The sequence below is a fragment of the Rhodococcus qingshengii JCM 15477 genome (assembly GCF_023221595.1).
Lineage (GTDB): Bacteria > Actinomycetota > Actinomycetes > Mycobacteriales > Mycobacteriaceae > Rhodococcus_F > Rhodococcus_F qingshengii.
Genome location: NZ_CP096567.1, coordinates 385127 through 410601, shown reverse-complemented (window position 1 = coordinate 410601; position 25475 = coordinate 385127). Strand labels below are relative to the sequence as shown.

Genomic DNA, 25475 nt, shown 5'->3' with positions numbered 1-25475 from the left:
TCACCGCAGTCGTAGCGGTGAGAGTTCGGCCCTAGTCGCTCAGCGACTTGGGCGGATGCCAGGAGGAGAGGCAGATAACAAATTTGCCGAGACTGGTGACGGTGCCTCCCAAGGCCAGCACGTCATATCTCACAAAACCGGACAGCACGCGATCAGTTCTCGACCTCAGCTGTATATCTTTGGCGGGGTAGAGGTTTCATTCTGCGTGGTCCCTGTGCGCCGGTAAGGCCAGCGCACAGAGTGCCGTCACGATCATGATTGCCGCAATGGCGTAGAACGCACCGTTGTACGAGGCCAGGAGGTCGTCCTTGTCGAGACTGCTCGTAGCTGCATAAGTGACCAGGACGGAGAGCCCGAGCGCGCCACCGATCTGTTTGGTGGTATTCATCAGCCCTGAGGCAGCACCCGCGTCGGCGGCGGGGATCCCTGAGGTGACAGCAGCAGTGATGGGAGTGTTCAGTATTCCACTCCCGACGCTGAAGATGATGGCGGGCAGAAGGATTCCCTGCACATAACCGCTGTCGGTATCGAGTTGGGCTTGTACCCAGAATCCTGCAGCAGCCACGATCGATCCGGATGCAATGAGAAAGCGGCCGTCAATTCTGCCCATCATCCAGGGAGTCAGCCCCACCCCGATAGCTATCGCGACAATGGTATGAGGCAGAAAGGCCAGACCTGTTTGTACGGGGCTGTAGCCGAGAACATTCTGCATGGACAGAGTCAGGAAGTACCACATCGGGTTCAGGCATGCTCCAGCCAGCAGCATGATCACATTGCCGATGGAGACTGCCCTGTTCCGAAAGATATGCAGCGGTATCAGAGGTGACGATGTCACCCATTTTTCGACGACGACGAAGGCGATCAGGAGCGATACGCCAATCGCAATGCCAGAGATGGTCGAGTTTGCCGACCAACCATCATCTGCAGCCTGGGCGATACCGTAAGCCAAGGATCCGAGACCTGCTGTCGCCAAGACTGCTCCAGCGAAGTCCAGTCGTGGACGCGGCCCAGAGGGACGATCAGCGGCAATATAGCGAACAGCCAGCAGCACTGCAGCCATCCCGATCGGCACATTGATCAGCAGCGTCGACCGCCATGTCAGATATTCGGTGAGGATACCTCCCACCAAATTTCCTGCTGTACCGCCTGCGATGCCCACCGCCGTCCAAGTGGCCAGTGCACGAGTGCGACGAGGGCCTTCGGGGAAAGTGGCGGTCAAAACAGTTAGCGTCGCTGGCGCGAGGATCGCAGCACCCAAGCCTTGAACCGCCCTGGCCACGACGAGAAGAGACGCCGAATTTACGAGGCCACCGGCGAGGCTTGCTCCGGAAAACACTGCCAAGCCGATCAAAAAGACCCGTCGGCGCCCCAGAAGATCCGCCAGACGGCCACCGAGCAGCAGGAAGCCCGCAAAGGTCAATGCGTAGGCATTCACTACCCATGCCAATCCGCCAGCGTCGAACCCAAGACTCTCGCGGATGGACGGCAGAGCAACATTCACCACCGAGATATCAAGAACAACCATGAACTGCGCGGCACACACCACTGCGAGTGCGATGCTCGCGGAGCGATGTCGGTTTTCCTCGACGAGCGTGGTGTTCATCGGACTTCGAGGCATAGGCCACTCCCCAAAACTTGGTACATCTGTATCTTATACAAACGTACCAAGGTGAGTTTTTGCAGATGTCGAGTTCCGGCTCTACCTCCGACACAGGGAGCCCTCGCGGAGCCACAGTTTCCGAGCACAAGACAAGCGGTACAGACGTATCATCTACGGCTGTACCAGGATCGGTTCGACACATGCAGGGAGATTTCACGGTGCCACGCAGACCCGACCCCACCCGGCGCCGTGCAGAAATTGCCGAGGCGCTTGTTCGTGCCGCCAATCGAGACGGTCTGCATGCGGTAACAATGAGATCCGTCGCCGCCGAAGCCGGTGTGTCGCTGCGGTTGGTGCAGTACTACTTCACCAGCAAAGAGGAGCTCCTGGTCGGCGCTCTCCAACATCTGGAACAAAGTAGCCAGGAGCGATGGGCACAACGACTGGCCGATCTTCCGAGTCCTCCGCCACCACGATCGATCATCGATGCGTTCGCGGCCGAAGCGTTGCCAACCGACGAACCCAGCAGCATGTTTCATCTGGTGTGGATGTCCTACGCGGTTCTCGCGATGACCAATACTCAGGTTGCACGGCATCCGTCCATCAGCGGCATCGACCGACTGGAGCGCCAACTCACCGAAGCACTGCAACGCTCGGCGGATGCCGACGAACTTGTCGACTGTGACGCGGCGATTGAGGCTGCACGCCTGGTGGCACTGGTCAACGGTCTGGGCACGAGCATCCTGGTCGGTCAGCGCTCCATAGATCGAGCCACCGAAGTAATCACCTACCACCTCGATCGCCTCTTCGCGGTTCCACCAGCAACGATCACCGAGCCTGCCACCTGATTACAACTGCAGTGCCGGCATCTACGCTCGACGAACCCCTGGGCTGCGGGGCCAGCTGAGGTGATTCAGCGAAAGATTGCCCATACTGCGAGGACTACCAGCAGTACGGCAAGGACGAACAAAACCACGAACGTGGCGGTGGGATGGTCGTTGATCCATTCGCTGAGTGCGTGGAGGCGGGTCGATGCATCGGATGTGATGGTCATGCCGTCACTTTCATGAGTTCACACCTGGAGTGGTTTCCGGTGAGGTGGCGGATGGGTGGTCAGGCCGGTGGGTCGAGCCTCTCCGTCGCCGGGACGGCAGCGGCGTCGAAGTCCGCGGCCGAAGTCGAGCGAACTCGCTGCCACGCGTGCCAGAGGAACCACGTCGAGAGAAAGGCACCGACCACGGTGCTCGCGACGAAATCGCTTGCGGTTTCAGTGAGGGCATGCACGTGGGGTTCCCTCAATTCCAGGTGGTATCGGGCAATCCAGAGGGGAATGGCACCGAGAGTGATGGAGACTGCCATGAGGGCGAAAAAGGTTGCTGCCCAGCGTCCTCCGCTTGCATGATCGATGTCGGCGAACGACCATGCCAGGCACAGGATGTATGCGTACACGGCGGAGATCAGTGCGGCGAGCATGTGCGCTGTGACCGGATTGTCTGTGAGCGCCGTCCATTTCAGGATCGAAAACAGTGTCGTCGTGGCCATGGTGCCCGCTGTTGCGATCAGGAGGAATTTCACGGCTTCGGGGTAGCGCAGAAGCCTCGCGATCCAGCGCTGCGGCAGGGCGTACACGAGGGCTTGGGAGAGGATGGTCAGTGCCGAGGTCACGTTTGCGCTTTCCGGCGTGGGGGCTGGGGGAACATGTACGACGAAGGTGTCATGAGGTGCTCCGGCGCGGCATGACGAAGAGCCATCGTTGTCCGGCGGAGGTCAGCGCTGCGTGAATCGCCAGGGATCCACCGACTGCAACGGTGGCTACCAGGAGGGGGCCGAACACCAACAGCGCGTTACGGGTGAAATCGAAGCCTGCGTGAACAGCGGCGACCACGATGATGCCGAGAAGTACTTCGTGCATGAGGTACACCGGCAAGGTGAGTGTTCCGAGCTTTCTGAAGGGGGCGAATATCCGCAGTGCCTGCAGTTGCGATGTGAGAGTGATGCCGACGAACAGACCCAAGGCGCTCAGGGTGATCGTCGCGGCGCCGACCGAGGTGATGTACCCATTGACGTGCAGGGCGTACGCGAGCGCGAATGCGGTGCCGGAGAGCGCGAGACGTGTCATCGTCGTCGATGCGGCGGCGGCGCGGATCATCTGTTGCAGGTGCGCTCCGGCGAGGAAGAAGAGGAAGAGTTCCATCATGTTTCCCCAGGTCCAGTCGACGCCTCCGATGCTGGGAGCGGTGAAGGCCAACGCGATCGCACCGAGCAGTTGGACTCGATAGTCGATTCCGCCGAGTGCTTTCGTGAGCACCGTGTACACCGCGAGTGCGTAGAGGAACCACAACCCGCTGGTCGGTACGACCAGCGCAGTGATCAAGTTCAGTGGGCTCGAGGTTTCGTCGGTTCCTGCGGTGGCCGGAAAGGCGCTGAAGAACACGAAGCGCAGAACCGTCCACATGAGGTAGAGGTATGCCAGAGGCAGGACTCGCCGCCGGATCACCGTTGCCCACGGCAGTGATGTCACTTTGTGTGCGAAGAGGCCGGCGGTGAGGAAGAACAAGGGCATCCGAATCGGTTCCGCAACAGCGTTGATGTCGTTCCAGATCCCTGCGGCCAACCCGCGGGTGACGAGAAAGTTGGTGCTGTGCAGGAGGACGACCAACGCGATGCTGATCCCTTTCGCCAGGTCGACCCAGTCCACCCGCCCTGTGTGCGCTGCCGTATCGCCCGATTTCGGTTCGATGGTTCCGTCGTTGATTCGGTGCACCGGATCTTTCTCCTCGATGGTGTTGGGCGGACGTGACTCTCATGGACTTGGCGGCGGTCGAACACCCGCCACAACTTTACTCTTACGTTACAGTAGGTTTATCGAGGGTCCGGAGCGTCCTGGTGCCATTTCACCGACCGCCGCGAACGGGGGCCCGCCGGGTGGCGAGTTCCGGTTTCTCGACAACACGGCGAGAACCAGACGTGAAGTACCACCATAATTCGTTGCGCTACAGCACAATTAGGTGATAACCGAGCGCAGACGGCGTCCACCCATCTCAATGCGATGAAGTGAGGGTGCCGCTGAGCCCTCGGTGACGCTCGAGGCTGGCGCCGTCGAGACCGATGATCTCGACGTGCTTTCCCTTCGCTTCGTACTTGTGCTGAATGGCATCGAGAGTGGCGACCGTCGAGGCATCCCAGATGTCGGCACCGGTGAGGTCGATGATCACGTTCGCCGGATCGTCGACGTAGTCGAACTGATAGACCAGATCGTTGCTCGAAGCGAAGAACAGCTCCCCGGTCACCCGATAGACGCGGGTATCGACGAGTCCGTCCTCGTTGGTGTCCGCTTCGGACACCTTCTCCACATTCGTCAGATGCGCGACGCGGCGGGCGAACATCACCATCGCCGTCAGCACACCGACGATCACGCCGTAGGCGAGGTTGTGTGTGGTGACGGTGACGATCACGGTGGCGGCCATGACGAGGGTTTCGCTACGCGGCATGCGGCGCAGGGTCTTCGGGTGCACACTGTGCCAGTCCATGGTTCCGACGGAGACCATGATCATCACCGCTGCGAGCGCGGCCATCGGGATCAAGGCGACGACGTCACCGAGTCCGACGACGAGGATCAGCAAGAACACTCCGGCCAGGAACGTCGAGATGCGGGTGCGGGCGCCGGATGCTTTGACGTTGATCATGGTCTGGCCGACCATCGCGCAACCACCCATGCCACCGAAGAATCCGGTCAGGACGTTCGATACTCCCTGCGCCCACCCTTCGCGGGTCTTGTTCGAGTGCGTGTCGGTGATGTCGTCGACCAACTTCGCCGTCATCAGCGATTCGAGGAGGCCGACCAGCGCCATCGCCAGCGCGTAGGGAGCGATGATGGTGAAGGTGTCGACGGTGAGCGGCACATCAGGAAAGAACAGCGACGGCAGGCTCGACGGCAATTCGCCCTCGTCCCCGACGTCGGGGACGTTCAACGCGAAGACCACCGTCGCCGCGGTCAGCAGCACGATCGCCACCAGTGGTGCCGGTACTGCGGTGGTGAGTTTGGGGAGCAGGATCATCACCAGCAATCCGACTCCGACCATCGGATACACCATGGCGGGGACACCGATCAGGTGTGGGAATTGGGAGGTGAAGATCAAGATCGCCAGTGCGTTGACGAAACCGATCATCACGCTGCGCGGGATGAAACGCATCAACTTGGCAACACCGAGGACACCGAAGGCGATCTGAAAGATGCCGGCCAGGATGACGGTGGCGATGAAGTAATCCAGTCCGTATTCACGTGCAACCGGCGCAATGACCAGGGCTATCGCACCGGTAGCGGCGGAGATCATTGCCGGGCGGCCTCCGAGGAATGCGATGGAGACGGCCATGACGAAGGATGCGAACAGCCCCACACGGGGGTCTACGCCGGCGATGATGGAGAACGCGATCGCCTCGGGAATCAAGGCGAGGGCAACGACCAATCCGGCGAGGACCTCGGTTTTGAGTAGTCGCGGTGATCGCAAGGCGCTCATGACCGTCGGTGCGGTCATCTGTGCGTCCCGAATGGTCGAGGGTGGTGAGGCATGTGCTGCCACGATGCTCCGTTCACGTGTGAGCAGGAGAGTTCCTACTCGGCTGGGGTGGCGCGTCGTGCGCCGGGGATGCGTGCGGCAAACCTGGGAATCTCCTGGCCGCGGCCGCCTGGACAGGCGACGGGGTTGACCGAGAACGGCGAACCCTACTCTTACGGAATGGTAGAGTTTGGTTACCGGATAGGCAAAATAGTGTGACGCGCCCCACCGTGCCGTGAAGAAAGATCGGGGCATGTGGGTAACCCGCATCCACGTTCTTGCAGTACTGGGCGCAGCTGCTGCGCATGACCGTGACCGAAGGGGACAACGATGGCGGCGGAGAATGTGGAGAAACTTCACGCACTGTTGCGCACACTGGACACGGTGATGGTCACGACCGTCGACGATCAGAACCGGTTGATCAGCAGGCCGATGGCCTTGCGCGTGGGCGATTTCGGCGGAACTTTGTTCTTCCTTGCTCCGACGAACTCGCGCATCATCTCCCACATCGCCGCGAGATCGGCGGTCAACATATCGTTCACATCGGCGAACAGTTCCGTATCCCTCACTGGTACTGCGGATTTCACCACCAACTACAACAGTGTGGCCGAGCACTGGCACAGCATGCTTGCCCCGTGGCTCCCCCGCGGAACCACCGGGGCGGCGCTGATCGAGGTCACCATCGACGAGGCGAGATTCTGGAGCGTTCCCCACGGTTCGACAGGAGCTACCGGCGCCTAGCGCTCGCCTGTCACCGCAATTCAGCCGTGTCGAATCGCCGGAATATCAAGTGCGCAATAATAGTTCACAGACCGGAGGCAATCCGAATATCTGGACGGAGAGCCTCGACCCGCCCTGGGACGGGGCCTACTCCGCCGGCGCGCTCCCGGATCAGAGAGATGCCGGCGACGATGAACCCGAAGTCGCGCTTCGCGCTGCGAGCAGTTCGGTCAGTTCCTCGGCGTACGCCAATTGCCGCCGAAGCGTGGTGCAGCTCTCCGAAGCCTTGCCGTGGCATTCGTTGATGAAGTCCTCCGCCTCGGAGCGCTCTTTCTCGGTAGCCGAGTCGTCGTTGACGACGTCGAGCGCATCGAGTAGGCCTTTCATTTCGGCCAGGGTGAATCCGAGTGGCTTCATACGCCGAATAACCAGTAGGCGTTCGACATCGGCTTCGGTGTAGAGACGGAAACCGCCGACGCTTCTCTCCGAGGGAACGACCAATCCGACGTCGTCGTAATGCCGCACGGTGCGGATGGACAACTCGGTGCGGTGCGCGACCTGCCCAATCTGCATATGCATGCCGTCGTCGTCACCCATCGGTGCACCTCCACATCCATCTACCCGGCCTTGAATGACGGGCAGATGTTTGCGCCCGCGCTCGGTGACCACTCTAGCGAGCACCCGCATCGGACCAGACCTGCCGGACCGAACGCGAGGTGCGAGCCACCAAACTCTACTGTAACGTACGGGTAGAGTTGCCGTCCTGAGTTGATCGGCGAAAATCCGAGGAGACAGTTCGTTGCCTGTTCCATCGCTGACGTCACCCCGCTGGGCACCTGTCACCATTGCCATGGGTACCGCATTCTCGATTGCGGTGGTCGCCGCGTACTCGATCATCGCAGTCAACGGATATTTGATGGATCTGTCCGTCTTCCGTGACGCAGGACTGGCTTTCACATCAGGGTTGCCGCTGTATTCGGAAGATTTTCCGAGCTCGTCCGGGTTCCGGTTCATCTACTCGCCGTTCGCGGCGATAATTTTCGCGCCGATGGCGTGGAGTGATCCCGTTGTCCTGCAGGTGATATGGACATCGATCAATATCGCGCTGGTGTGGTGGATCCTGAAAGTCGTCCTGCGCCAATTGTCGATACCGCGGCCATCTCTTGTGGCTGCGGCGCTGACTGGTGTGGCGCTGGTCCTCGAGCCGGTGCGCTCGAACCTCGGGTTCGGGCAGGTCAACATCGCGTTGATGGCGTTGGTCGTCGCCGATTGCTGCGGCGCCCTGCCCCGCAGATTCAGAGGAATCGGCATCGGAATTGCCGCGGCCATCAAGATCACTCCCGCTGCCTTCGGGCTCGTCCTGCTCGTGCGGCGAGACCTACCCTCGATCGCCCGCGCCCTCGGCGCATTCTTGGTCACCGTCGGTATCGGTTTCGTATTTCTGCCCAAGGATTCGGTGTGGTTCTGGGCGACGGAATTCTTCCGCAGTGACCGCGGCGGTGCGCACGAGTTCTTCCGCAACCAAGCCGTCACCGGACTGTTGGCCCGACTCGGCGCCCAGGGCATGCTCAAAGATGCGATCTGGCTGCTGATCGTCGCCATGATCATCGCCGCCGCAGCCTACGCAGGGCACCGCTTCACGCGCAGCGGGGAACCTGTCCTCGCCCTCGGGGTCGTCGCGCTGGCGTCGCTGCTCGCGGCACCGATCGCGGTCACTCACCACTGGGTGTACGTCATCATGCTGATCCCCCTCGGGGTGGCGCCGCAGTACCGATCGTGGAGGCCCCTCATCGCCGTTGCCGTCACAATTTTCGCCATCGGCCCCTATTTCGTCCTGAGATGGACGTTCCCGGGGGGATGGGCTGGTGAACTTGCGCAGCAGGTGATCGGAAACGCCCAACTCCTGACAGCGCTCGTCCTCTTCGTGTGCGCGGTGCGTGTCGCTGCGACCCGGGACCGCACCGGCTCCGATGCAGCCCCTGCTCCCGCATCCCGTCAGGATGTGGAAGAAGCCGTTCCTTCACCCGTGTGAGCAGGTGAAGAAACGGCCCCTTCGGTGAGGATGAGCTGACGTCAGTGACCGCCGCCGAGCTTGCCGGAGAGCCGATCCAACCGCTCGAGGCTGGCGCCGTCGAGACCGATGATCTCGACGTGCTTTCCCTTCGCTTCGTACTTGTGCTGAATGGCATCGAGAGTGGCGACCGTCGAGGCATCCCAGATGTCGGCACCGGTGAGGTCGATGATCACGTTCGCCGGATCGTCGACGTAGTCGAACTGATAGACCAGATCGTTGCTCGAAGCGAAGAACAGCTCCCCGGTCACCCGATAGACGCGGGTATCGACCAGGCCGTCCTCGTTGGTGTCCGCTTCGGACACCTTCTCCACATTCGTCAGATGCGCGACGCGGCGGGCGAACATCACCATCGCCGTCAACACACCCAAGATCACGCCGATCGCCAAATTGTGAGTACCCACAGTCGCAGCGACCGTCACCACCATCACCAACGTCTCACTCTTGGGCATCAGCTTCAGAGTGCGCGGATCGATACTGTGCCAATCCATGGTTCCGACGGACACCATGATCATCACCGCAACCAGAGCGCCCATCGGGATCAACGCGACGACGTCACCGAGCCCGACGACGAGAATCAACAAGAACACACCGGCCAGGAACGTCGAGATGCGCGTGCGGGCACCGGAGACCTTCACGTTGATCATCGTCTGCCCGATCATCGCGCAACCGCCCATGCCACCGAAGAACCCGGTGACCAGGTTCGCCACACCCTGCCCCCACCCTTCGCGAGTCTTGTTCGAGTGAGTGTCGGTGATGTCGTCGACCAACTTCGCCGTCATCAACGATTCGAGGAGGCCGACCAGCGCCATCGCCAGCGCATACGGCGCAATGATCGTCAGCGTCTCCATATTCCAAGGCACATCAGGAAAGAACAACGACGGCAAGCTCGACGGCAATTCGCCCTCGTCCCCGACATCGGGAACGTTCAACGCAAACACCACCGTCGCCGCAGTCAACAGCACGATCGCCACCAGCGGCGCCGGCACCACCGAGGTCAACCGCGGCAGGAAAATCATCACCAACAAACCGACTCCGACCATCGGATACACCAAAGCCGGCACACCGATCAGATGCGGCAGCTGCGAAGTGAAGATCAAGATCGCCAACGCGTTGACGAACCCGACCATCACGCTGCGCGGGATGAAACGCATCAACTTGGCGACACCGAGAACACTGAGCACCACTTGGAAAATGCCGGCCAGGATGACAGTGGCGATGAAGTAATCCATCCCGTACTCACGCGCAACCGGCGCAATGACAAGCGCTATCGCACCGGTAGCAGCGGAAATCATCGCCGGGCGGCCCCCGACGATCGAGATGGTGACCGCCATCGTGAACGAGGCGAACAGCCCGATCCGCGGATCGACCCCGGCGATGATGGAAAAAGAAATTGCCTCGGGGATCAACGCGAGCGCGACGACCAGTCCGGCAAGGACCTCGATCTTGAGCCGGCGAGGTGAACGCAACGCCGCACGCACAGACGTACCCGCCTCCCCCGCCTCTCGCACCTGCGGGGCCGTACCGCCCGTGTTCTGGGCCATCACATTGCTCCATCCGACTCCGCCCACGTTCGAGCGCGGAATCAATACGTAATTTTCGAGGCTGCAAGCGCCTACGAATCGGATTTACCTGTGCACACCACCGCGCTCGGCAGCGCACAAACACAGAGGCACTCTACCCTCACAAGAGAGTAGAGTGCCTACCGGAAATTCTCGGTCGCTACCACCTGCCATCCGTCTACCGGCTGCTGCACCCGGCACGGAAGGTTCCCGATCCGGCACGCTCACCCCAATCAGGTTCATGCTCGTCATGCAGGAGGTTGGACGATGTGCGCGACGATGTCCGGGAAGCTGGGCATGTTGAGTTGAACGGCACGACGGGCCCGTCGATCGATCTGATCGAGCTTTTCCTCGGTAGCCACGAGGCTCACGCGGAGACCTTCTGCTTCACCGATCCAGCCTTCGCTGTCCGCCTCGGCAATTCGGGCAGCAAGGTTGTCGCGTATCTCGACGAGCCGGAAACGTTGTGCGGGATCAACACGCAATACAGGGCACCGGATGCAACTGTGTTCATGCTGGCAGCTGGTGCCGTAGGCGCGGCCGCATTCGCCGAGGGCGAGTTTGCGGCGCTCGAAGTGTCCGAGAAACTCATCCCATTCGGTATCTGTCGGGGTGCGGTACTCCTCGCTCGGGCGGAGGGCACGTCGGCGCGAGATGAAGGCGCGGTGACCGTTGATCGCTTCCTCCGGGTAGATGGCTTTGTATCCCATGGTTGTGTTGATGTCCTTGTGCCCCAACAGAACTTGAGCGATATGCGGAGGCATGCCGTTCATGATGGCGTCGGTAGCGAAGATTCGGCGCAGATCATGGGGCTGGAAGTACAGCGGTTCGCCTGCTGCGTCCTTCACTCCTGCCGCATCGATGAGTTCGGTCAGTGCATTGCGGATCAAACCTGCAGATACCGCGCGGTGGTGACCACCGCATTTCCATTGGAACAAGAGTGGGGCCGGGGCCACCCAGATACGTTCGTTCCGGTCGTAAAGAGGCACAAGCGGTACTCCTCCGTCCGCGCCGCGTATTCGGGACACGATTGTCGACAGCATGTCGGCGAGGTCCGGGCTGACCACAAGTAGGCGTTCCTCGTCTGTCTTCGAGGGTGCTATCTGCAGTAGCGGGATGAGCTCTCCGGTGGCGGGTAATCGATATTGGGTGATGCTGTGATGGCTGATTTCGAGCATCTCTTCGATTCGAACGCCTGTGTGTCGCAGGACTTCCACAGTTGCCAGAGCCCAGAATGCTCGGTTCTCGGCTTCTCGGAGCCGGATGGTTCGTCCCTCGGAGTCGTAGATGACCGGAATGCCGTCAGCGCTTGCTTTCAACCATGGGTCCGACTTGGTGTAGGTCTTGCCGAGGACGGTGAATTTGGAGCCCGGCGATGCTGCAACAGCGGCCTCGAGGAGCATCCTGGCGTCATGGGCTCGTTGTTCTGCGATACGCACCAGTTCTGGCAGTCGAGGTAGTCGCTCTCGTGTGCGCTGATCCATGCGTGCTTTGCGTCGGCGTCCGATTTTCTTCGCGCTCGTCTCTCCTGGGCCGATCGGGCACGGCACTACCCACCTCGCCCACCGTGCGGGGTCGAGTGCTGCCCACGCCGCCAGGTCGAGATAGAACGCGCGCACAGCTGTCAGCATGTCGGTGTAGTTCATTCGTGGACTACGGGTCTCGGCGTACGTTCCGTCGGGGAGTCGGCGGCGGCTGACCTTCCAATGCATGCGTTCTTTCCATGCCTGGGCTACGCCGCGGTCGAGTTGCAGCGAGTTGATTCCGGGATGGGTGGTCTCCAGGTTTTTCCAGAAATGCAGCGCCAAATGTCGTGAGAGATTGTCGAGCGTCGTGTAATCCAGCGAAGGGTGACGTTCGGACAGATAGTCCACGAGGAGATTCCGGACGTCGGCGTTTGCGATGTCGAAGCGATCGACGAGTTCTGCGACGGTGCTCTGTCCTCGGTACACCGTGACGAATCGTAAAGTCGGTGGCGCGTCTGGTGGGAAGATCCCGATGTCGTGGAGAAGTTTGTAGAAGAGGTAGCGCGTTTTACCTCTCGAACATACGGCGAGCTCCGCCTGGCGAAGTTCGACGCAGTCGCCGACGGTGATGTCGGATAGGCCGCCGCCTTTGGACAGGATCAACATGGAGATCTGCCATCGTGCAGTTCGACCTTGCATTGCTTGGGCAGTCTCTGCACCGGCCGCGGCCTCCAGTCGTTCGAATCCTCTCGGATCTCGGCTGATTGCCGCCCAGTCGCGCCAGTAGTGCGACCGGTGCAGTTGGACCACGAAACGTAAATCGGGGCGAATCAGATCCGCGACGAACAATCCGATCAGGGCATGCGTCAGGACTGTGGGCCGAACCGATTGCACTCCCTGTTCGTCCATCCACGTTTCCGGTATCGAAACCCATCCGAGACCGTGTTCGGCGACGCAACTGCCGTTCCAGCGGCCTTGCCAGCTCTTTCCTGGAAACGAATTCAGCCACCGCAGAAGCATCCCCGCACCTCGGACAGCATCGCGCTGAAAGTTCTCGCTACCCGGAGCCCGGATCATGAGTGCTTCCACCCGCTTCAGTGCGGCCGCTCGGCCGAGTTCAGTCGTCTTCCACGACGATGGCACCACACGCGGTGGATACCGATCGAGGAGTGTGTCGATGACACTGCGATTCGCACCTTCGCGGGCATCGACGTTCAGGCTCCAACTGGCAGGCGCTTTGGAGACACGTGCAGAAACCATCAGCGTCGACCTCCGAAAAGTACGTCCAACACTGCCGGGTTGTAGCCCGGCGCTGGCGGTGCGTGCAGCGATTGGGTGTTGCCGGTGTACCGAGCATGGTGGGCTCGTACGTGCGCGAAAACTTCGTCGCGGCTCGGGGTCAGATACAGCTGAGTGGTTGTCAGGTGCGCGTGGCCCAGGATCCATTGCACATCGGACAACGGCATGTCAGGATCGCTCGTCATCCGAAAGGCTGCGGTGTGGCGCAGGTCGTGAATGGTCCAATTGGATCCCAACATCGACTGCGCCCGTGAGAACATCGCGCGCGCTCCCGAATACGACAGCTGCCGCCACGGCCTGCGCAACGTCATCCACAAGGGATGATCGCAGCCGTGAGGGGCATCCTTTCCCCAGGCCTCTTCTTGATAGATCCGCAACCACACGAATGCATCTGGCGACGCCGGCAACTGTTGGACCTCCCGGGTCCCCTTCCTTATTACGGTGATCAATTGCTGGCCCGGGTCCGCACTCTTCTGGGACATCGACAGGAGCTCGTCGGCGCGGGCGCCGGTCGAAACCCAGAAGGCCAACATTGCCCGATCTCGGTTAGACGACAACGCCGCGAATAGTTCGTTGAAACGATCATCGGGAATGCGCTTGGGTATCCGTTTCGGAACCTTGGGTCTGTATCGCCCCTTCCGCTCGTTACGAAACGGATCCTGCGGATCGTGATGCGCGTTCGACCGAAAAGCGCGGGGCGAGCGATCCACCGGGAACGGATTGACGACCGGCCCAGCACCGATGCTCATCTGAAAATCGTAGAACGCCCGCAACACCGTTTCCGCGTGCGCTCGAGTGGCCGGGGAGAATTTCTGTCCCTGCCGCGGCTTGCCGGTGACCTCGTTGACCACCCAATGACCACTCTTGGCCGCATTGCCCCCTACAGGTGTTGTGCCGGAGACTTTTTCGCCCCGCCTCCGCCAATGTTCACGCCTGGGTTTATCCGCAATCTTCATCCAACGCGCAAAATCACGGCCCTCCGCGGGACTGGCTCTCTCCCATCCCACGTCGACCGCTGCGAGAAATCTCCACCACCGCAACAAGTCATGCCCGTACGATCGGATCGTCGCCGACGATCGGTCACACGCGTGAAGTTCCTCGAAAAATAGTGTCGCAGCGCCGATTACCTCACCCGACGCATCGAGTAACCGGTAGGGCTCTGCTTCGGAACCTGTCGAAATCAGCCGCCCCACGTCGGGAACGACCAGCCCTGCAAGATCAGCCCGGCGCATCTCGCTGCACATACTGAGGAAAGTATCAGCACACACCCTGACCTGCAATAATGCGATTCGTTAGTTCAGTTAATACGCCAGCGCTCCCCCGTGGGTGGATTGCCGAGCGTGGCGAGCATCGGCGGCACCGGCTTTCCCGCGGCGGGACTCATCTCTCCACTGTGCGCGGGTTTGTCCTGCTTCGCGGCTGTTTTCGGGAGGCGGGGTGTACCAATGATCTTGGACAGTGAATCTCGGGATGAGAGAGGATCTGTACATGACCGAGAAGCGTCGTCAGTTCAGCCCGCAGTTCAAGGCGGAAGCGGTGCACATGGTTGTCGGACTGGGACATTCATTCGCCGCTGTCGCCCGGGACCTGGAGATCAATCCGGGCACGCTCGGTAACTGGGTCAAAGCGTGGCGCGAGGAGAATCCCGACCCCGCGACCGCGACGACCCCTGCGGAGGCGGCACGTGTGGCGGAGATGGAGTCAGAAATCCGCAGGCTACGGATGGAAAACGAGTTTCTGAAAGAAGCCGCCGTAAATTCAACCTGTCAACGCAACACTCTCGTCCGCCATGAACTCCGCAGGTGTTCGGAACCCGAGGCACTTCCGTGGCCGGTTGTTCAGCTTGGCCGCGATGGCATCGAGGTCTGCCTGACTCAGATCCCCGAGATACATTCCTTTCGGAAGATATTGGCGTAAAAGCTTATTGGTGTTCTCATTCGTTCCTCGCTGCCAGGGACTGCGTGGTGCTGCGAAGAACATCTCGATACCCGTTGCGGCACTGAGCAGCTTGTGATCGGCCAATTCCATCCCACGATCCCAGGTCAAACTCCGACGCAATGCCGGATTCATCCGTGCATATTCCCGCACCAGTGCGGGCACCACCGATATGGTGTGCCGGGTGGGTGTCGCCACGATCGTCAGGTAGCGGGCCTTGCGATCCACCAGGGTGGCAACCTGGCTGTTCTTCGAACCGATCACCAGATCTCCTTCCAGGTGGCCGGTTACGCTACGATCTTCGGCGCTGGCGGGCCGACCCTCGATCGGGCGAGCATCGATGATCTGCGACCTCCATTGTCCTTTGACAGTGTGTCGCTTGTTCTTTCGGATCGGTCGTCGTGTTCGTAGGCGTTTGCACAGCTTTTGAGGAATAACACCCCACCGCGTGGTGTAGATCGAGCGGTAGATCGTCTCGTGGCTGATCGCCAACTCGTCGTCGCCGCTGTGGTGGCGTCTGAGGTGTCCGACGATCTGCTCCGGCGACCACTCGTCTTCGAGCATCGATACCACCTTCTCGCGCAGCGCTGGTCGTCGTTGCAGCAAGCATGGCTTGGGTCGTTTAGCATGCGTGCCTGCACGTTCCTGTGCGGCCGCAGCTCGGTAGGCGTGCCGTCCACCGTTCCTGTTGATTTCCCGGCTTATCGTCGAGGGCACCCGGCCGAGAGCTGAGGCCATCGAGCGCACGGAATCGCCCGAAACGATCGACCGCGAAATTGCCTCGCGCTCAACAGGAGTCAAATGGCCGGAACGCACCGTATGCGGTTCGGGTGCGATGCCGCCGTGATACTTCAGTACCGTAAACACCGAGCCCGGCGGCTTTCGCAACGCACGAGAGATGACGCTGATCGACTCTCCAGCCCGCCACCGGCGCCACAACTCCGCCTTCTTCTCATCCGACATCCCTGGCCGGCCGATCTTCGACACTCACACCGTCCTTCAACTGCACTGTTGCACTGACCCTTTGATTGTAAGTCCGCGTACTTCGCAGCCAATCAACAAAAGTAGAACTCTACGCGTTGATGGCCACGGAGTGCGCGAACTCCGCAATTCATCGGATGGCACGCCTGCTCGAAGTATCGACCTCCGGTTTCTACAAACATCAAGGTCGCAGTGTGACAACCCGATTGGAAGAACGACAGAAGCGAAGAGCTGATCTGGAACGAAAGATCCTCACGATCCACCAGGAGTCGAAAGGCGTCTACGGGGCACCGAGAATCACCGCTGAGCTCAACGATCGCGCCGAGGTGATCACCGAGAAGACGGTCGCGAAGATCATGCGATCGCTTGGCATAGTCGGGATCAGCCCCCGGACGTTCAAGGTCCGCACCACCGTAGTCGACCCGTTTGCTTCCTTTCCGGAGGACTTAGTGCGGCGCAAGTTCGATCAGGGACGACTCGATGCGGTATGGACCTCCGACATCACCTATCTGACCTGCGGCGCAAATGACATGTACCTGTGTGCGATCAAGGACGAGCACTCGAAAAGGGTTCTGGGATGGTCGATTGCGGATCACATGCGTACCGAACTGGTCATCGAAGCCTTGGACATGACTGTAGCTGCTCGCGGCGGTGATGTGGTCGGCACAATCATGCACTCGGACAGAGGAACTCAGGGCGTATTCAACCCATCGTCGCAACACCTACCCGATAGAGGTGTTCGATGAGGGTCGTCGAGAAGCAGAAGCGAGTCCGGGAGTATCGAGGACAGATCGCTTCGCCAGGGCGACCGACAATAGCGTGGCGGCAAGACCGTGTTCGCTTCTGGATCGCGATCGCGGGTGGAGCGAAAACCGTTGACGCGGGGATCGCTGCCGGAGTGTCAGAGCCGGTCGCTCATCGTTGATTCAAGCATGCTGGTGGGGTGAATCCGCAACTGTCCCCGAATGTTTCTGTTCGGTACATCTCGTCGTCCGAGCGTGAGGACATCGCCCTGTGGCGTGCGCAAGGCGAAGGCGTCCGAGAAATTGCTCGCCGACTTCATCGCAGCCCGTCGACGATCTCGCGGGAACTGCGCCGGAACGCGTCAACGCGGACCTACCGACTCGAGTACAAAGCATCGACAGCTCAATGGCACGCCGAGCGGCGTGCTCGCAGGCCCAGAGTCGCCAAAATGGTCACCAACGGTCGATTGCGTGAGTACGTGCAGGACAGGCTCAGCGGTGAGGTCCACACCACCGCAGGGAAAGTCGTAGGTCCAGACGGTCCGTCTTGGGATGGGAAGAACAAGCCCCATCGCGGAGATCGGGCGTGGGTGACGGGGTGGAGTCCCGAGCAGATCTCGAAACGGCTGCCGCTGGATTTCCCCGATGACGAATCGATGAGAATCTCGGCCGAGGCGATTTATCAGGCACTTTACATCGAAAGCCGTGGCGGGTTGGAGCGAATGCAATCCTGGCATCTACGGCGAGGCAGGACCAAAAGAATGCCCAGATCGCGTGCACGTCAGCAAACGTGGGCTCATGTCACTGCGGATACCGTGCTGGCCAAACGCCCGAAAGAGGTCGCTGATCGTAAACTCGCCGGCCACTGGGAGGGCGACTTAATCATCGGGCTCAAGCGTTCCGCGGTAGCTACATTGATCGAGCGCACCTCCCGCTATGCGATGCTCGTCCATCTCCCTCGCCAGAAAGGATACGGGGTGATTTCCCCGAGGAAAAACGGCCCAGCACTGGCCGGTTACGGCGCCTTGACCATGAAGGACGCTCTGGCCAAGGCCGTCACCCCTCTACCGAAAACCCTCCGGCGGTCTTTGACATGGGATCGAGGCAAGGAACTCTCAGCTCACGCTCTCTTCACCGAACAGACAGGTGTCCCAGTATATTTCGCTGATGCCAAGAGTCCGTGGCAGCGAGGCAGCAATGAGCATCTCAATGGTTTGCTGCGCCAGTACTTTCCGAAGGGGACCGACCTTTCCCGATGGAGTTCCGCGGAGATCGCTGCAGTGGCGAACGTGATCAACAACCGCCCGCGAGGGATCCTTGATTGGCGCACCCCCGCGGAAGTGTTCGAAGAACAGCTACGATCTGCACAACTACACACTGTTGCGACGACGGGTTGAATACGCCCAGTATACGTCAATTGCGTTCACCGACAGGCTCATTGAGGTGGGTATCGATGCCTCGATCGGGGCGACTGGGTCGAGTTACGACAATGCTCTCGCCGAGACGATCAACGGGTTGTACAAGACCGAGTTGATCAAACCTCGTGGGCCGTGGCGAACGGTCGAGCATGTGGAGATCGCGACGTTGGAGTGGGTGGACTGGTTCAACCACCGGCGACTCTACGAGCATTGTGGGGATGTGCCTCCTGCCGAACTCGAGGCGTTCTACTACGGTGAACACAGAACTACGCGAATTGCGGAGTTCTCAAATCAGTAAGTCTCCGGACTCGCCGGTGCGATTCACACACCACCTTTTGGATCGTCTCGTAACTCACCACGACACCGCGTTGGAGCATCATCTCCTCGACTTTCACGGAGACTGAGCGGGAACCGGACGTAGAGCCACACGCAGTGGTTGATCATCTCGACCGGGTAGCGGTGACCTTTGTACGACAGGATCGGGGTGGTCACGCCACATTCTCCCAGTTTGCCGCGTTCAACAACGTGACAGTGCCACTTCGATGGCGGCCAGTTCATGGCCCAGTTACGCGTAAGGCGAGTTCAGTCACGCGGCGCAGTTGCTGTTCGTCGGCGCCGTCGCGGGCGTAGGACGACAAGCCGACGAGCAGAACATGGGTGAACGCCGCCAGCGTCTCCGCGTCGGGGACAGCCTCGCGGTCCGCGGCCACTTCTCGCAGCCGTGCGGCTGTGATCTCGCGGTTCTGGGTGCGGTTCACGCTCAACCCGGGCTCGGTGTTGACCAGACATCCACGCGGATGCGCCGCGCTCGGATACTCCTCCGACGCGCGGTCGAACATCGCTTTGAGCACCTCGCGTGCATTCGTCCCGGCGAGCCCGGCTGTGGTCACCGACTTCGGACTGGCTTCGTAACGCGCTACTGCCTCCTCGAACAGTGTTCGCTTGTCCCCGAACGCCGCGTACAGACTCGGCGCCGAAATCTCGAGCTCCCGGGTGAGATCGCTGATCGAGGTCTGTTCGTATCCGCGCTCCCAGAACAGGCGCATCGCCGTATCCAGGGCGACGCCTCTATCGAAGCTTCGTGGTCGGCCCATTCACCGATTGTATAACGATCACTACAGATGTGATACCGTTTTGTATCGATCACTACAGAAGTAGCGATCCCACACCACCAGCAGCTCGAGAAAGGGCACTCATGAACACCACCGCAGAGGCCGTCACCGCCTTCCTGCAGCGTCTCGGCGCACAGGACGCCGAAGGCCTGGGCGAGCTCTTCGCCGACAAGATCGACTGGTTCGTTCCCGGAAACCCGGATGTGGCATCGTGGGTGGGCAGGCGGACACGCAACAGCGAAGTGCCGGAGTATTTTCGATCCCTCTGGGCTGCAGTCGAACCCGGCAAGAGCGTCGTCTCGGCCGAGGCTGTCGTCGCGGAGGGCGAGAACGCAGTCATCTTCGGCAGCTTTGACCATGTCGCAGTTCCCACCGGCCGACCCTTCCACACCGATGTCGCCCTGCGGCTGACCGTGACGGATGGAAAGATTACGCGTATGCACCTTTTCGAGGACACTGCTGCGACAGCTGCGGCATACGCGCCCTGAGCGCTGCGGAAGTTTCGGGGCGTATCAGGCCCGGCCGGGTGCTGAGGGGCAACGACGTGTGCTCGACGCTGGCCAGTGCATGCACGGCTACTAGTGCTGCGTGTGGAAGGCGTCGATGATGCCGGCGGGCGCGCGACTACGACTGCCGAGTTCATCCGTTTACTTGTGCCCATCGCCTGATCGGGTTGGGGCCAGCGGATGGTGGGTGTGTCTGCGGCGGTGGGTGTGCCGACCCGCTTTTGCGGCTACCGGCTCCGCGTGATTTGAACAGGCGTGGCCACGAGAACTCGACCGTGCTCTATGCGTTCAAGGTTGTCTGTACTGGTCTCGCACTCGTACTGCACACCCTCCACGTCCAGGTCCCAATATTGAATCGTCGTCGAGAGCTTTGCCAGCGATATCGTCAGTGAGCTCAGAACGAGTCACGCGCTCGAGAACATCACTCTGGCGCCCAATCCTCATTCGAGGGGTGCCCACGGGCGGGCAGGACATTTCGTCACTGGTGAGGTGCGCTCCGGTGTGACTGCGCCGATCACGGTGTCGATCAAGTCTTCGGGCGTTGGTACGCCACTTGTCGGTGCTCAGCAGCCCGCTCGACTCGAGGTCCGCGATAGGGAACCTGACCCTCGATGCCCTCGCGGATCAGCTTCTCGTCGGACGGGACATCCGCCTGGAAGTAACGGTCCTTGAGGGCACTGTCAAGTTGTTGAGATCGCGGGATCTGGGATGATCTGGTGGTGTCGTCGACATACAAAGGGTTCCGGTTTCCGCGGGAGATCATCGCGCACTGCGTGTGGCTGCACCACCGATTCACCCTCTCGTTCCGGGACATCGAGTTACTCATGGCCGACCGTGGGGTCGAGGTGACTTACGAAACGATCCGTACCTGGTGCACCCGGTTCGGGCCCGAATACGCCCGCCGACTGCGGCGGCAGACACCCCGACCTGGTGACAGGTGGCACCTCGACGAAGTCTTCATCAAGATCGGCGGAGTCCGAAAATATCGGTGGCGGGCTGTCGATCAGCACGGAAACGTGCCCGACGTATTGACTCAGGACAAGCGGGATGGGAAGGCTGCACCCAGGTTCTTCCGCATACTCCTCAAACACCAGAGTCACCCGCCGCGGATGCTGGTCACCAACAAACTCCCCAGCTACCAGGTCACGCACCGGACCACTATGTCGACGGTCGAGCACCGGCAGAACAAATACTTCAACAATCGGTGCGAGAACTCCCATCAACCGACCCGGCAACGCGAACGCGCCATGAAAGGGTTCCTCTCTGTCGGTGCAGCGCAACGGTTTCTGGCCGCTTTCAGGCGCATCTCCCCGCACTTCCACCCACCGAGACACCGGTGTGACCGCCACCGATCACCGCACCGACATGACGACTCTGGGTGTGGGATCAGGTCACCGAACTGCCCCTTAGGGCCTGACCGACTGCTCCGTGTGCGCCCGAAAACTGCTGCATCCCAAAGAACTTGACAACACCATCGCGATTCTCGTCGATCACAAGATGCGATTGACCATCCTGGTCGCGATCCGTCGTGGACACTCCGCCCAGATCGTCGGGGACGCTCTCATCGCACGCGTCACGCTGACGCCTGTCGTACTGCGACGGTCGCTGACCTGGAACCAGGGCAATGAGATATTCCAACACGAATGCATCGCAGCCGCCACAGGAGTGAAGATCTACTTCGCGGATCCACATTCGCCGTGACAACGGGGATCGAACGAGAACATGAATAGCCTTCTGCAGAAACATTTTCCGAAGGGAACCGACCTGGTTACTGGACCCAAGACCAGCTCGACGAGGTTGCCACCTGACTCAACGATCGTCCGAGGCTATGCCCGAACGACTTCAATCCAGCTCAGGCCATGCGACGATGGTGACCCCGCATAATGACCCGACGATTCGCCACGACTAGTGGAGTCCGCCCCCGATCGAGTGACCGGTTCTGCCACTGGATCACTTCTCCGACGACTTTGTCGGTGATCCAGGAAATGATGTCTTTCAAGACCGTTGCCCCGTACACGTCCTGAAAATGTGCAGATACTTCTCCGGTCGTCAACCCCATTGCCGTGAGGGACAATACGATCTCGTCGATACCGGTCAAGCGTCGTTGACGGTTCTTGACGATCTGCGGCGCGGACAAGGAATCGTTGACCCTAGGTACCTCGATCTGCACCGGTCCGATCTCGGTGAACACCACCTTCGCCCGCGTGCCGTTGCGGGAGTTCCCACTGCCACGACCGGTCGCATCGTGTCCCCGTTTGTTGGAGACACGACATCGCTCGCCTCGGTTTCGAGACGAGACATGCCACGTGTTCTGGCGTTCGGGGAACACGTTACGGGGTGTCAGTAGCGATCGGACTTTGCGGCCAGGGGTGATTGTCCGGTCTGCGCAGCAGGCCGGTGCCCGCCTGCTCCATTGTCGATGCTGCTGGCTTCGTCGAGGGATAAGCCAGTGGTCTCTGGGGCCCAGATGATGGACACCACGCCGCCGAATATCAGGATCGCAGCAGCGATCAGCATCGTGCCACCAATTCCAAGGTGCTCGAGCGACAGGGGGACGAGAAAGACGCCTACTGCTGAGCCGACGCGTGTCAATGCCGTCACGATACCCACTGCGGTCGCACGGATGGCAGTGGGAAACAGTTCGTTGGGGTAGACCCATGTCAGGACCTGGGGTCCGCCGTTGAAGATCGCGAAAGATGTGAACGCGGTAACTACTACGAGGGGCGATGCCTCGGGAGCCAGACCGAGAACTAGTAGGGCGAGTCCGGCAAGGATCGAGCCCCAGATGACCATTCGCCTGCGTCCGGTCTTGTTGATGACCAACAACGCTGTCACTACCCCGATGAGAAACAGGAATTCGAGCACAGCGGATCCGATGTTGTCGGATATGGATTCCAAGCCGAACGCTCCGAGGATCTCGGGTCCGAAGGTGTAGATCGCGAAAACTGGGATGTTGGAACAGGTGTAGAAGATCACGACGTAGACAAGACGTCCGAGGTAGCCGCGTCGCAGGAGGTCACGCCACGTGCTGGTGGGACCCGCGTCCTGGGCGATGTCTGCCACGGTCACATGTGCCCCGTATACCCGGGTGAGTACTTGTTGTGCTTCACTCCCGCGCCCTCGGCTCAGCAGCCATCGCGGCGACTCTGGGGTTCCGAGTCGTAGAAGAAGCAGGGTGAGCGCCGGAACAGCGGCGCTGGCGAGGAACCAGCGCCAGCCATCATCGCCCAGGTGCCTGAGCATGGCGTCGCCGACGAAGTACGCCGCCGCTGCGCCGATGAAGAACATGCATACGAGTCCGCTGAGAAATTGTCCTCGGTATTTTCGGGGCGAGAATTCGGTGAGTAGGGATGATGCCATCGGGTAATCGGCCGCCACGCAGGCGCCGAGGAACAGTCGGGCAACGAGCAGCATCCATCCTTCGGTGACGAAGAACTGGGACACGGAAATTGCTGCTATCAGTCCCAAGTCGAGGGTGAACATCACCTGTCGTCCGAAGCGGTCGGTAAGGAAGCCTGATACCGCCCCCCCGAAGAGCATTCCGATCAGGGCGCCGGCGCCGATCAGTCCTTTCATCACAGTCGATAGTTCCAGTTCGGGACCAGCGGCGACCAGCGCAACCCCGATGCTGCTCAAGATGTAACCGTCAAGGAATGGACCACCTGCCGCATACAGCGCCAAGCGTTTGTGGAATCCGGACAGCGGTGCGTCGTCGAGAGGGTGGAGCTTCACAGTAGATCTCCTCGTAGGAATGGGTGCCGCACTGAGCCGGCCAAAGCCAATCGGTGGAACCGCGCTTCAGGCAGTAAACGAATCGACTAGTGGTCTAGCCACTATGGATAGTATGCTTTATGGCTGGCGGCACAAGTCGTTTCGGAAAATTCAAAAAACAGTGACCCGACGCACCTACCGGGAGCTGGATCATCAACAGGGAGAACACATGTCGTTAACAGGATCGTTATCGCAGACCGTCAGCGATGTGGACACTGCAGCAATGTTTGGACCCGACTTCCCCAAGGCGGCATCAACGCCGTTCGTGCTGGGCCTGGCGGAAGTGGCATGCCACAACATCGTTGCCGGTGAGCTGCAAGACGGAGAACTCACTGTGGGTACCGCCGCTACGATCGAGCACTTGCTGCCCAGCGCGGTAGGAGCAACGTTGACAGCTCGTGCGACACTCGTCGAGCGCGACGGCAGACGCCTTCACTTCACCGTCGAGGTTTTCGATGGTGACAATGTGTGCGCGACCCTGACCCACAGCAGAGCTGTAGCTCAAGCGCAGAAGATCGCCGACCGCCTCGCCCAGCACGGCGGATGATGTCGACTATCGGAGGGTAGAGTGATAGCGGTCCGACCACTTACGCGCTAGGGAGCCAAACTCGTGCCAGCGAAACCCACCACGGAACCACGCCGTCAGTTCGCTCCGGCCAAACGAGTGCGTGCATACGAGAGCATTGTCAAACAGATCGAGGACGCGATACTGAGGGGTGAGCTACGGCCAGGTCACAGGCTCCCAAGTGAACGCGAGCTCACGACGGAGTTCGCAGTCAGCCGTACCACAGTTCGTGAGGCTCTGCGGGTATTGGAAAGTTCCGGACTGATCCAGTCACGCCAAGGTGACCCTACGGGAGGTGCGGTGGTGCAGGAATTCTCACCTACTGCCTTGAACCGGTCGCTGACCACCATGGTCCATCTCGAGCACTTCGACCTGGCGGATCTACTTCAGTTCCGCATGTCCATCGAAGGATCGGCCACATTTCTCGCAGCGGTGGCCCACACGGCCGAACAGCTGGAGAATATGAAGAAGGCACATTCCGAGGCTGCCAGTGCAATCAGATCAGGGTACGAAGCGTTCTCTGCGGCGGACGTAAAATTTCACCAAGCCGTGGCTGAATCCGCGAACAGCGGGTTGCTGAAAGTATGCAACGATGTCGCGTGCGGCGTGGTCATGAACCTGATTGAAATCAAACTCAAGGCCTCCTTCGACGTCGAAGAAATGATGATCGACAGCTGTCGTCGGCACGGATTGGTTCTCGAACAGATCGAACAAGGCAATGGAGCTGATGCCGCCAGAATGGCACTTAAGGACATCATCGAGCATTACGGCCGGTTCATCCCAGACGACCGCAGAGCACCGATGGAGGCATTTGCGGCATACGGGCCGATAGGCTGAGGCTGGTTGAAGGCCTTCCCCATCCGATCATCGCTACTCGTTAGCCTCGATCTTGTACGAGAGGTCGCCGGCGATCCGAGAGGTTCACCGATCATGTTTGTGTTCCGAATCTATGTTCGGATGTGGCAGACCGACCTGTGTGCAGTTGGGATGCTGCCGGATTCCACTTTTCGGAGTCGTGTTCTTTCCGCTCGTGCCAACGTGATTCGCCGGTTCAAGTCGGTTTAGGTAGCGCGAGTCTAGCCAATACCGCAGCAACAAGGCCGGACCACGATGCCCGGCCGGACAATCACAGACGCGTTTTCCTGGCATGATGGGCGACGAGAGCGGCGA

At 60.3% G+C, this 25475-nt stretch carries 21 protein-coding genes and 7 pseudogenes; 13 read left to right on the top strand and 15 right to left on the bottom strand.

Features of this window, described 5'->3' with window-relative positions:
- Positions 1 to 196: 196 nt before the first annotated feature.
- Positions 197 to 1618: an MFS transporter gene (locus M0639_RS33030; protein ID WP_003944647.1), complete on the bottom strand. Its 1422-nt coding sequence runs from the start codon at positions 1616 to 1618 to the stop codon at positions 197 to 199.
- A 200-nt stretch (positions 1619 to 1818) separates the two neighbouring features.
- On the opposite strand from M0639_RS33030, the gene M0639_RS33025 reads away from it, so the two are divergent.
- Positions 1819 to 2448: a TetR/AcrR family transcriptional regulator gene (locus tag M0639_RS33025; protein ID WP_054802509.1), complete on the top strand. Its 630-nt coding sequence runs from the start codon at positions 1819 to 1821 to the stop codon at positions 2446 to 2448.
- A 65-nt stretch (positions 2449 to 2513) separates the two neighbouring features.
- Here the strand turns inward: M0639_RS33025 and M0639_RS33020 are convergent, their stop codons facing one another.
- From M0639_RS33020 to M0639_RS33005, 4 genes are all read right to left on the bottom strand, one after another.
- Complete coding sequence (locus M0639_RS33020) at positions 2514 to 2654, bottom strand: hypothetical protein (protein WP_003944648.1); 141 nt, start codon at positions 2652 to 2654, stop codon at positions 2514 to 2516.
- Between the two features lie 59 nt (positions 2655 to 2713).
- Entirely contained in the window at positions 2714 to 3265 is a 552-nt protein-coding gene (locus tag M0639_RS33015) for a GtrA family protein (protein WP_003944671.1), read from the bottom strand.
- A 49-nt stretch (positions 3266 to 3314) separates the two neighbouring features.
- Positions 3315 to 4364 (bottom strand): acyltransferase family protein, encoded by a 1050-nt coding sequence (locus tag M0639_RS33010; protein WP_003944632.1) that lies wholly within the window; start codon positions 4362 to 4364, stop codon positions 3315 to 3317.
- A 277-nt stretch (positions 4365 to 4641) separates the two neighbouring features.
- The gene (locus M0639_RS33005) at positions 4642 to 6135 is read right to left on the bottom strand and encodes a SulP family inorganic anion transporter (RefSeq protein WP_011331654.1); all 1494 of its coding nucleotides are present in this window, start codon (positions 6133 to 6135) and stop codon (positions 4642 to 4644) included.
- Positions 6136 to 6486: 351 nt separating this feature from the next.
- Between M0639_RS33005 and M0639_RS33000 the strand changes: the two genes are divergently transcribed.
- Positions 6487 to 6897, top strand: a complete 411-nt coding sequence (locus M0639_RS33000) for a pyridoxamine 5'-phosphate oxidase family protein (protein ID WP_064073725.1) — start codon at positions 6487 to 6489, stop codon at positions 6895 to 6897.
- 150 nt (positions 6898 to 7047) lie between these two features.
- On the opposite strand, the gene M0639_RS32995 is transcribed toward M0639_RS33000, so the two are convergent.
- A complete protein-coding gene (locus M0639_RS32995; RefSeq protein WP_003944676.1) occupies positions 7048 to 7473 on the bottom strand; it encodes a MerR family transcriptional regulator in 426 nt (141 codons plus the stop codon).
- Positions 7474 to 7726: 253 nt separating this feature from the next.
- On the opposite strand from M0639_RS32995, the gene M0639_RS32990 reads away from it, so the two are divergent.
- Complete coding sequence (locus tag M0639_RS32990; RefSeq protein ID WP_064073726.1) at positions 7727 to 8908, top strand: glycosyltransferase 87 family protein; 1182 nt, start codon at positions 7727 to 7729, stop codon at positions 8906 to 8908.
- A 41-nt stretch (positions 8909 to 8949) separates the two neighbouring features.
- On the opposite strand, the gene M0639_RS32985 is transcribed toward M0639_RS32990, so the two are convergent.
- From M0639_RS32985 to M0639_RS35315, 3 genes are all read right to left on the bottom strand, one after another.
- Positions 8950 to 10491, bottom strand: a complete 1542-nt coding sequence (locus M0639_RS32985) for a SulP family inorganic anion transporter (RefSeq protein ID WP_064073728.1) — start codon at positions 10489 to 10491, stop codon at positions 8950 to 8952.
- A 266-nt stretch (positions 10492 to 10757) separates the two neighbouring features.
- A complete protein-coding gene (locus tag M0639_RS32980; RefSeq protein WP_003944634.1) occupies positions 10758 to 13235 on the bottom strand; it encodes a site-specific integrase in 2478 nt (825 codons plus the stop codon).
- A complete protein-coding gene (locus M0639_RS35315; protein WP_003944659.1) occupies positions 13235 to 14518 on the bottom strand; it encodes a tyrosine-type recombinase/integrase in 1284 nt (427 codons plus the stop codon). The genes M0639_RS32980 and M0639_RS35315 overlap by 1 nt, the downstream gene beginning before the upstream one ends.
- Before the next feature lie 226 nt (positions 14519 to 14744).
- On the opposite strand from M0639_RS35315, the pseudogene M0639_RS35310 reads away from it, so the two are divergent.
- Positions 14745 to 14945 (top strand): annotated as a pseudogene (locus M0639_RS35310) (transposase); the annotation flags it as partial.
- A gap of 87 nt (positions 14946 to 15032) precedes the next feature.
- Here the strand turns inward: M0639_RS35310 and M0639_RS32970 are convergent.
- Positions 15033 to 16196: an IS30 family transposase gene (locus tag M0639_RS32970; RefSeq protein WP_064075662.1), complete on the bottom strand. Its 1164-nt coding sequence runs from the start codon at positions 16194 to 16196 to the stop codon at positions 15033 to 15035.
- Positions 16197 to 16291: 95 nt separating this feature from the next.
- Between M0639_RS32970 and M0639_RS32965 the strand changes: the two genes are divergently transcribed.
- The 3 genes and pseudogenes from M0639_RS32965 to M0639_RS32955 all read left to right on the top strand — a co-directional run.
- A complete protein-coding gene (locus M0639_RS32965) occupies positions 16292 to 16936 on the top strand; it encodes an IS3 family transposase (RefSeq protein ID WP_082893339.1) in 645 nt (214 codons plus the stop codon).
- A pseudogene (locus tag M0639_RS32960) lies at positions 16933 to 18330 on the top strand (IS30 family transposase). The gene M0639_RS32965 and the pseudogene M0639_RS32960 overlap by 4 nt, the downstream one beginning before the upstream one ends.
- Before the next feature lie 4 nt (positions 18331 to 18334).
- Positions 18335 to 18649, top strand: a pseudogene (locus M0639_RS32955) (integrase core domain-containing protein); the annotation flags it as partial.
- Between the two features lie 37 nt (positions 18650 to 18686).
- Here M0639_RS32955 and M0639_RS32950 read toward each other — a convergent pair.
- Positions 18687 to 18795 (bottom strand): annotated as a pseudogene (locus M0639_RS32950) (IS6 family transposase); the annotation flags it as partial.
- 110 nt (positions 18796 to 18905) lie between these two features.
- Complete coding sequence (locus M0639_RS32945) at positions 18906 to 19445, bottom strand: TetR/AcrR family transcriptional regulator (protein ID WP_231915088.1); 540 nt, start codon at positions 19443 to 19445, stop codon at positions 18906 to 18908.
- 101 nt (positions 19446 to 19546) lie between these two features.
- Here M0639_RS32945 and M0639_RS32940 point away from each other — a divergent pair, with 101 nt between their 5' ends.
- Positions 19547 to 19951 (top strand): nuclear transport factor 2 family protein, encoded by a 405-nt coding sequence (locus M0639_RS32940; RefSeq protein WP_054801825.1) that lies wholly within the window; start codon positions 19547 to 19549, stop codon positions 19949 to 19951.
- 544 nt (positions 19952 to 20495) lie between these two features.
- Here M0639_RS32940 and M0639_RS35045 read toward each other — a convergent pair.
- Positions 20496 to 20732, bottom strand: a complete 237-nt coding sequence (locus M0639_RS35045) for a hypothetical protein (RefSeq protein ID WP_064075664.1) — start codon at positions 20730 to 20732, stop codon at positions 20496 to 20498.
- On the opposite strand from M0639_RS35045, the pseudogene M0639_RS32930 reads away from it, so the two are divergent.
- Positions 20683 to 21379: pseudogene (locus M0639_RS32930) on the top strand (IS6 family transposase). The gene M0639_RS35045 and the pseudogene M0639_RS32930 overlap by 50 nt on opposite strands.
- An 18-nt stretch (positions 21380 to 21397) precedes the next feature.
- The gene (locus tag M0639_RS32925) at positions 21398 to 21670 is read left to right on the top strand and encodes a hypothetical protein (RefSeq protein ID WP_064075666.1); all 273 of its coding nucleotides are present in this window, start codon (positions 21398 to 21400) and stop codon (positions 21668 to 21670) included.
- A gap of 223 nt (positions 21671 to 21893) precedes the next feature.
- Here the strand turns inward: M0639_RS32925 and M0639_RS32920 are convergent.
- Positions 21894 to 22217 (bottom strand): annotated as a pseudogene (locus M0639_RS32920) (transposase); the annotation flags it as partial.
- Positions 22218 to 22309: 92 nt separating this feature from the next.
- Positions 22310 to 23701 (bottom strand): MFS transporter, encoded by a 1392-nt coding sequence (locus M0639_RS32915; protein WP_064075667.1) that lies wholly within the window; start codon positions 23699 to 23701, stop codon positions 22310 to 22312.
- Between the two features lie 262 nt (positions 23702 to 23963).
- Between M0639_RS32915 and M0639_RS32910 the strand changes: the two genes are divergently transcribed.
- The 3 genes and pseudogenes from M0639_RS32910 (at position 23964) to M0639_RS32900 (ending at position 25142) form a co-directional block, all read left to right on the top strand.
- Positions 23964 to 24287 (top strand): thioesterase family protein, encoded by a 324-nt coding sequence (locus M0639_RS32910; RefSeq protein ID WP_231915087.1) that lies wholly within the window; start codon positions 23964 to 23966, stop codon positions 24285 to 24287.
- A gap of 63 nt (positions 24288 to 24350) precedes the next feature.
- A pseudogene (locus M0639_RS32905) lies at positions 24351 to 24536 on the top strand (FadR/GntR family transcriptional regulator); the annotation flags it as partial.
- A 69-nt stretch (positions 24537 to 24605) separates the two neighbouring features.
- Complete coding sequence (locus M0639_RS32900) at positions 24606 to 25142, top strand: FadR/GntR family transcriptional regulator (RefSeq protein WP_231915090.1); 537 nt, start codon at positions 24606 to 24608, stop codon at positions 25140 to 25142.
- Positions 25143 to 25475 lie beyond the last annotated feature (333 nt).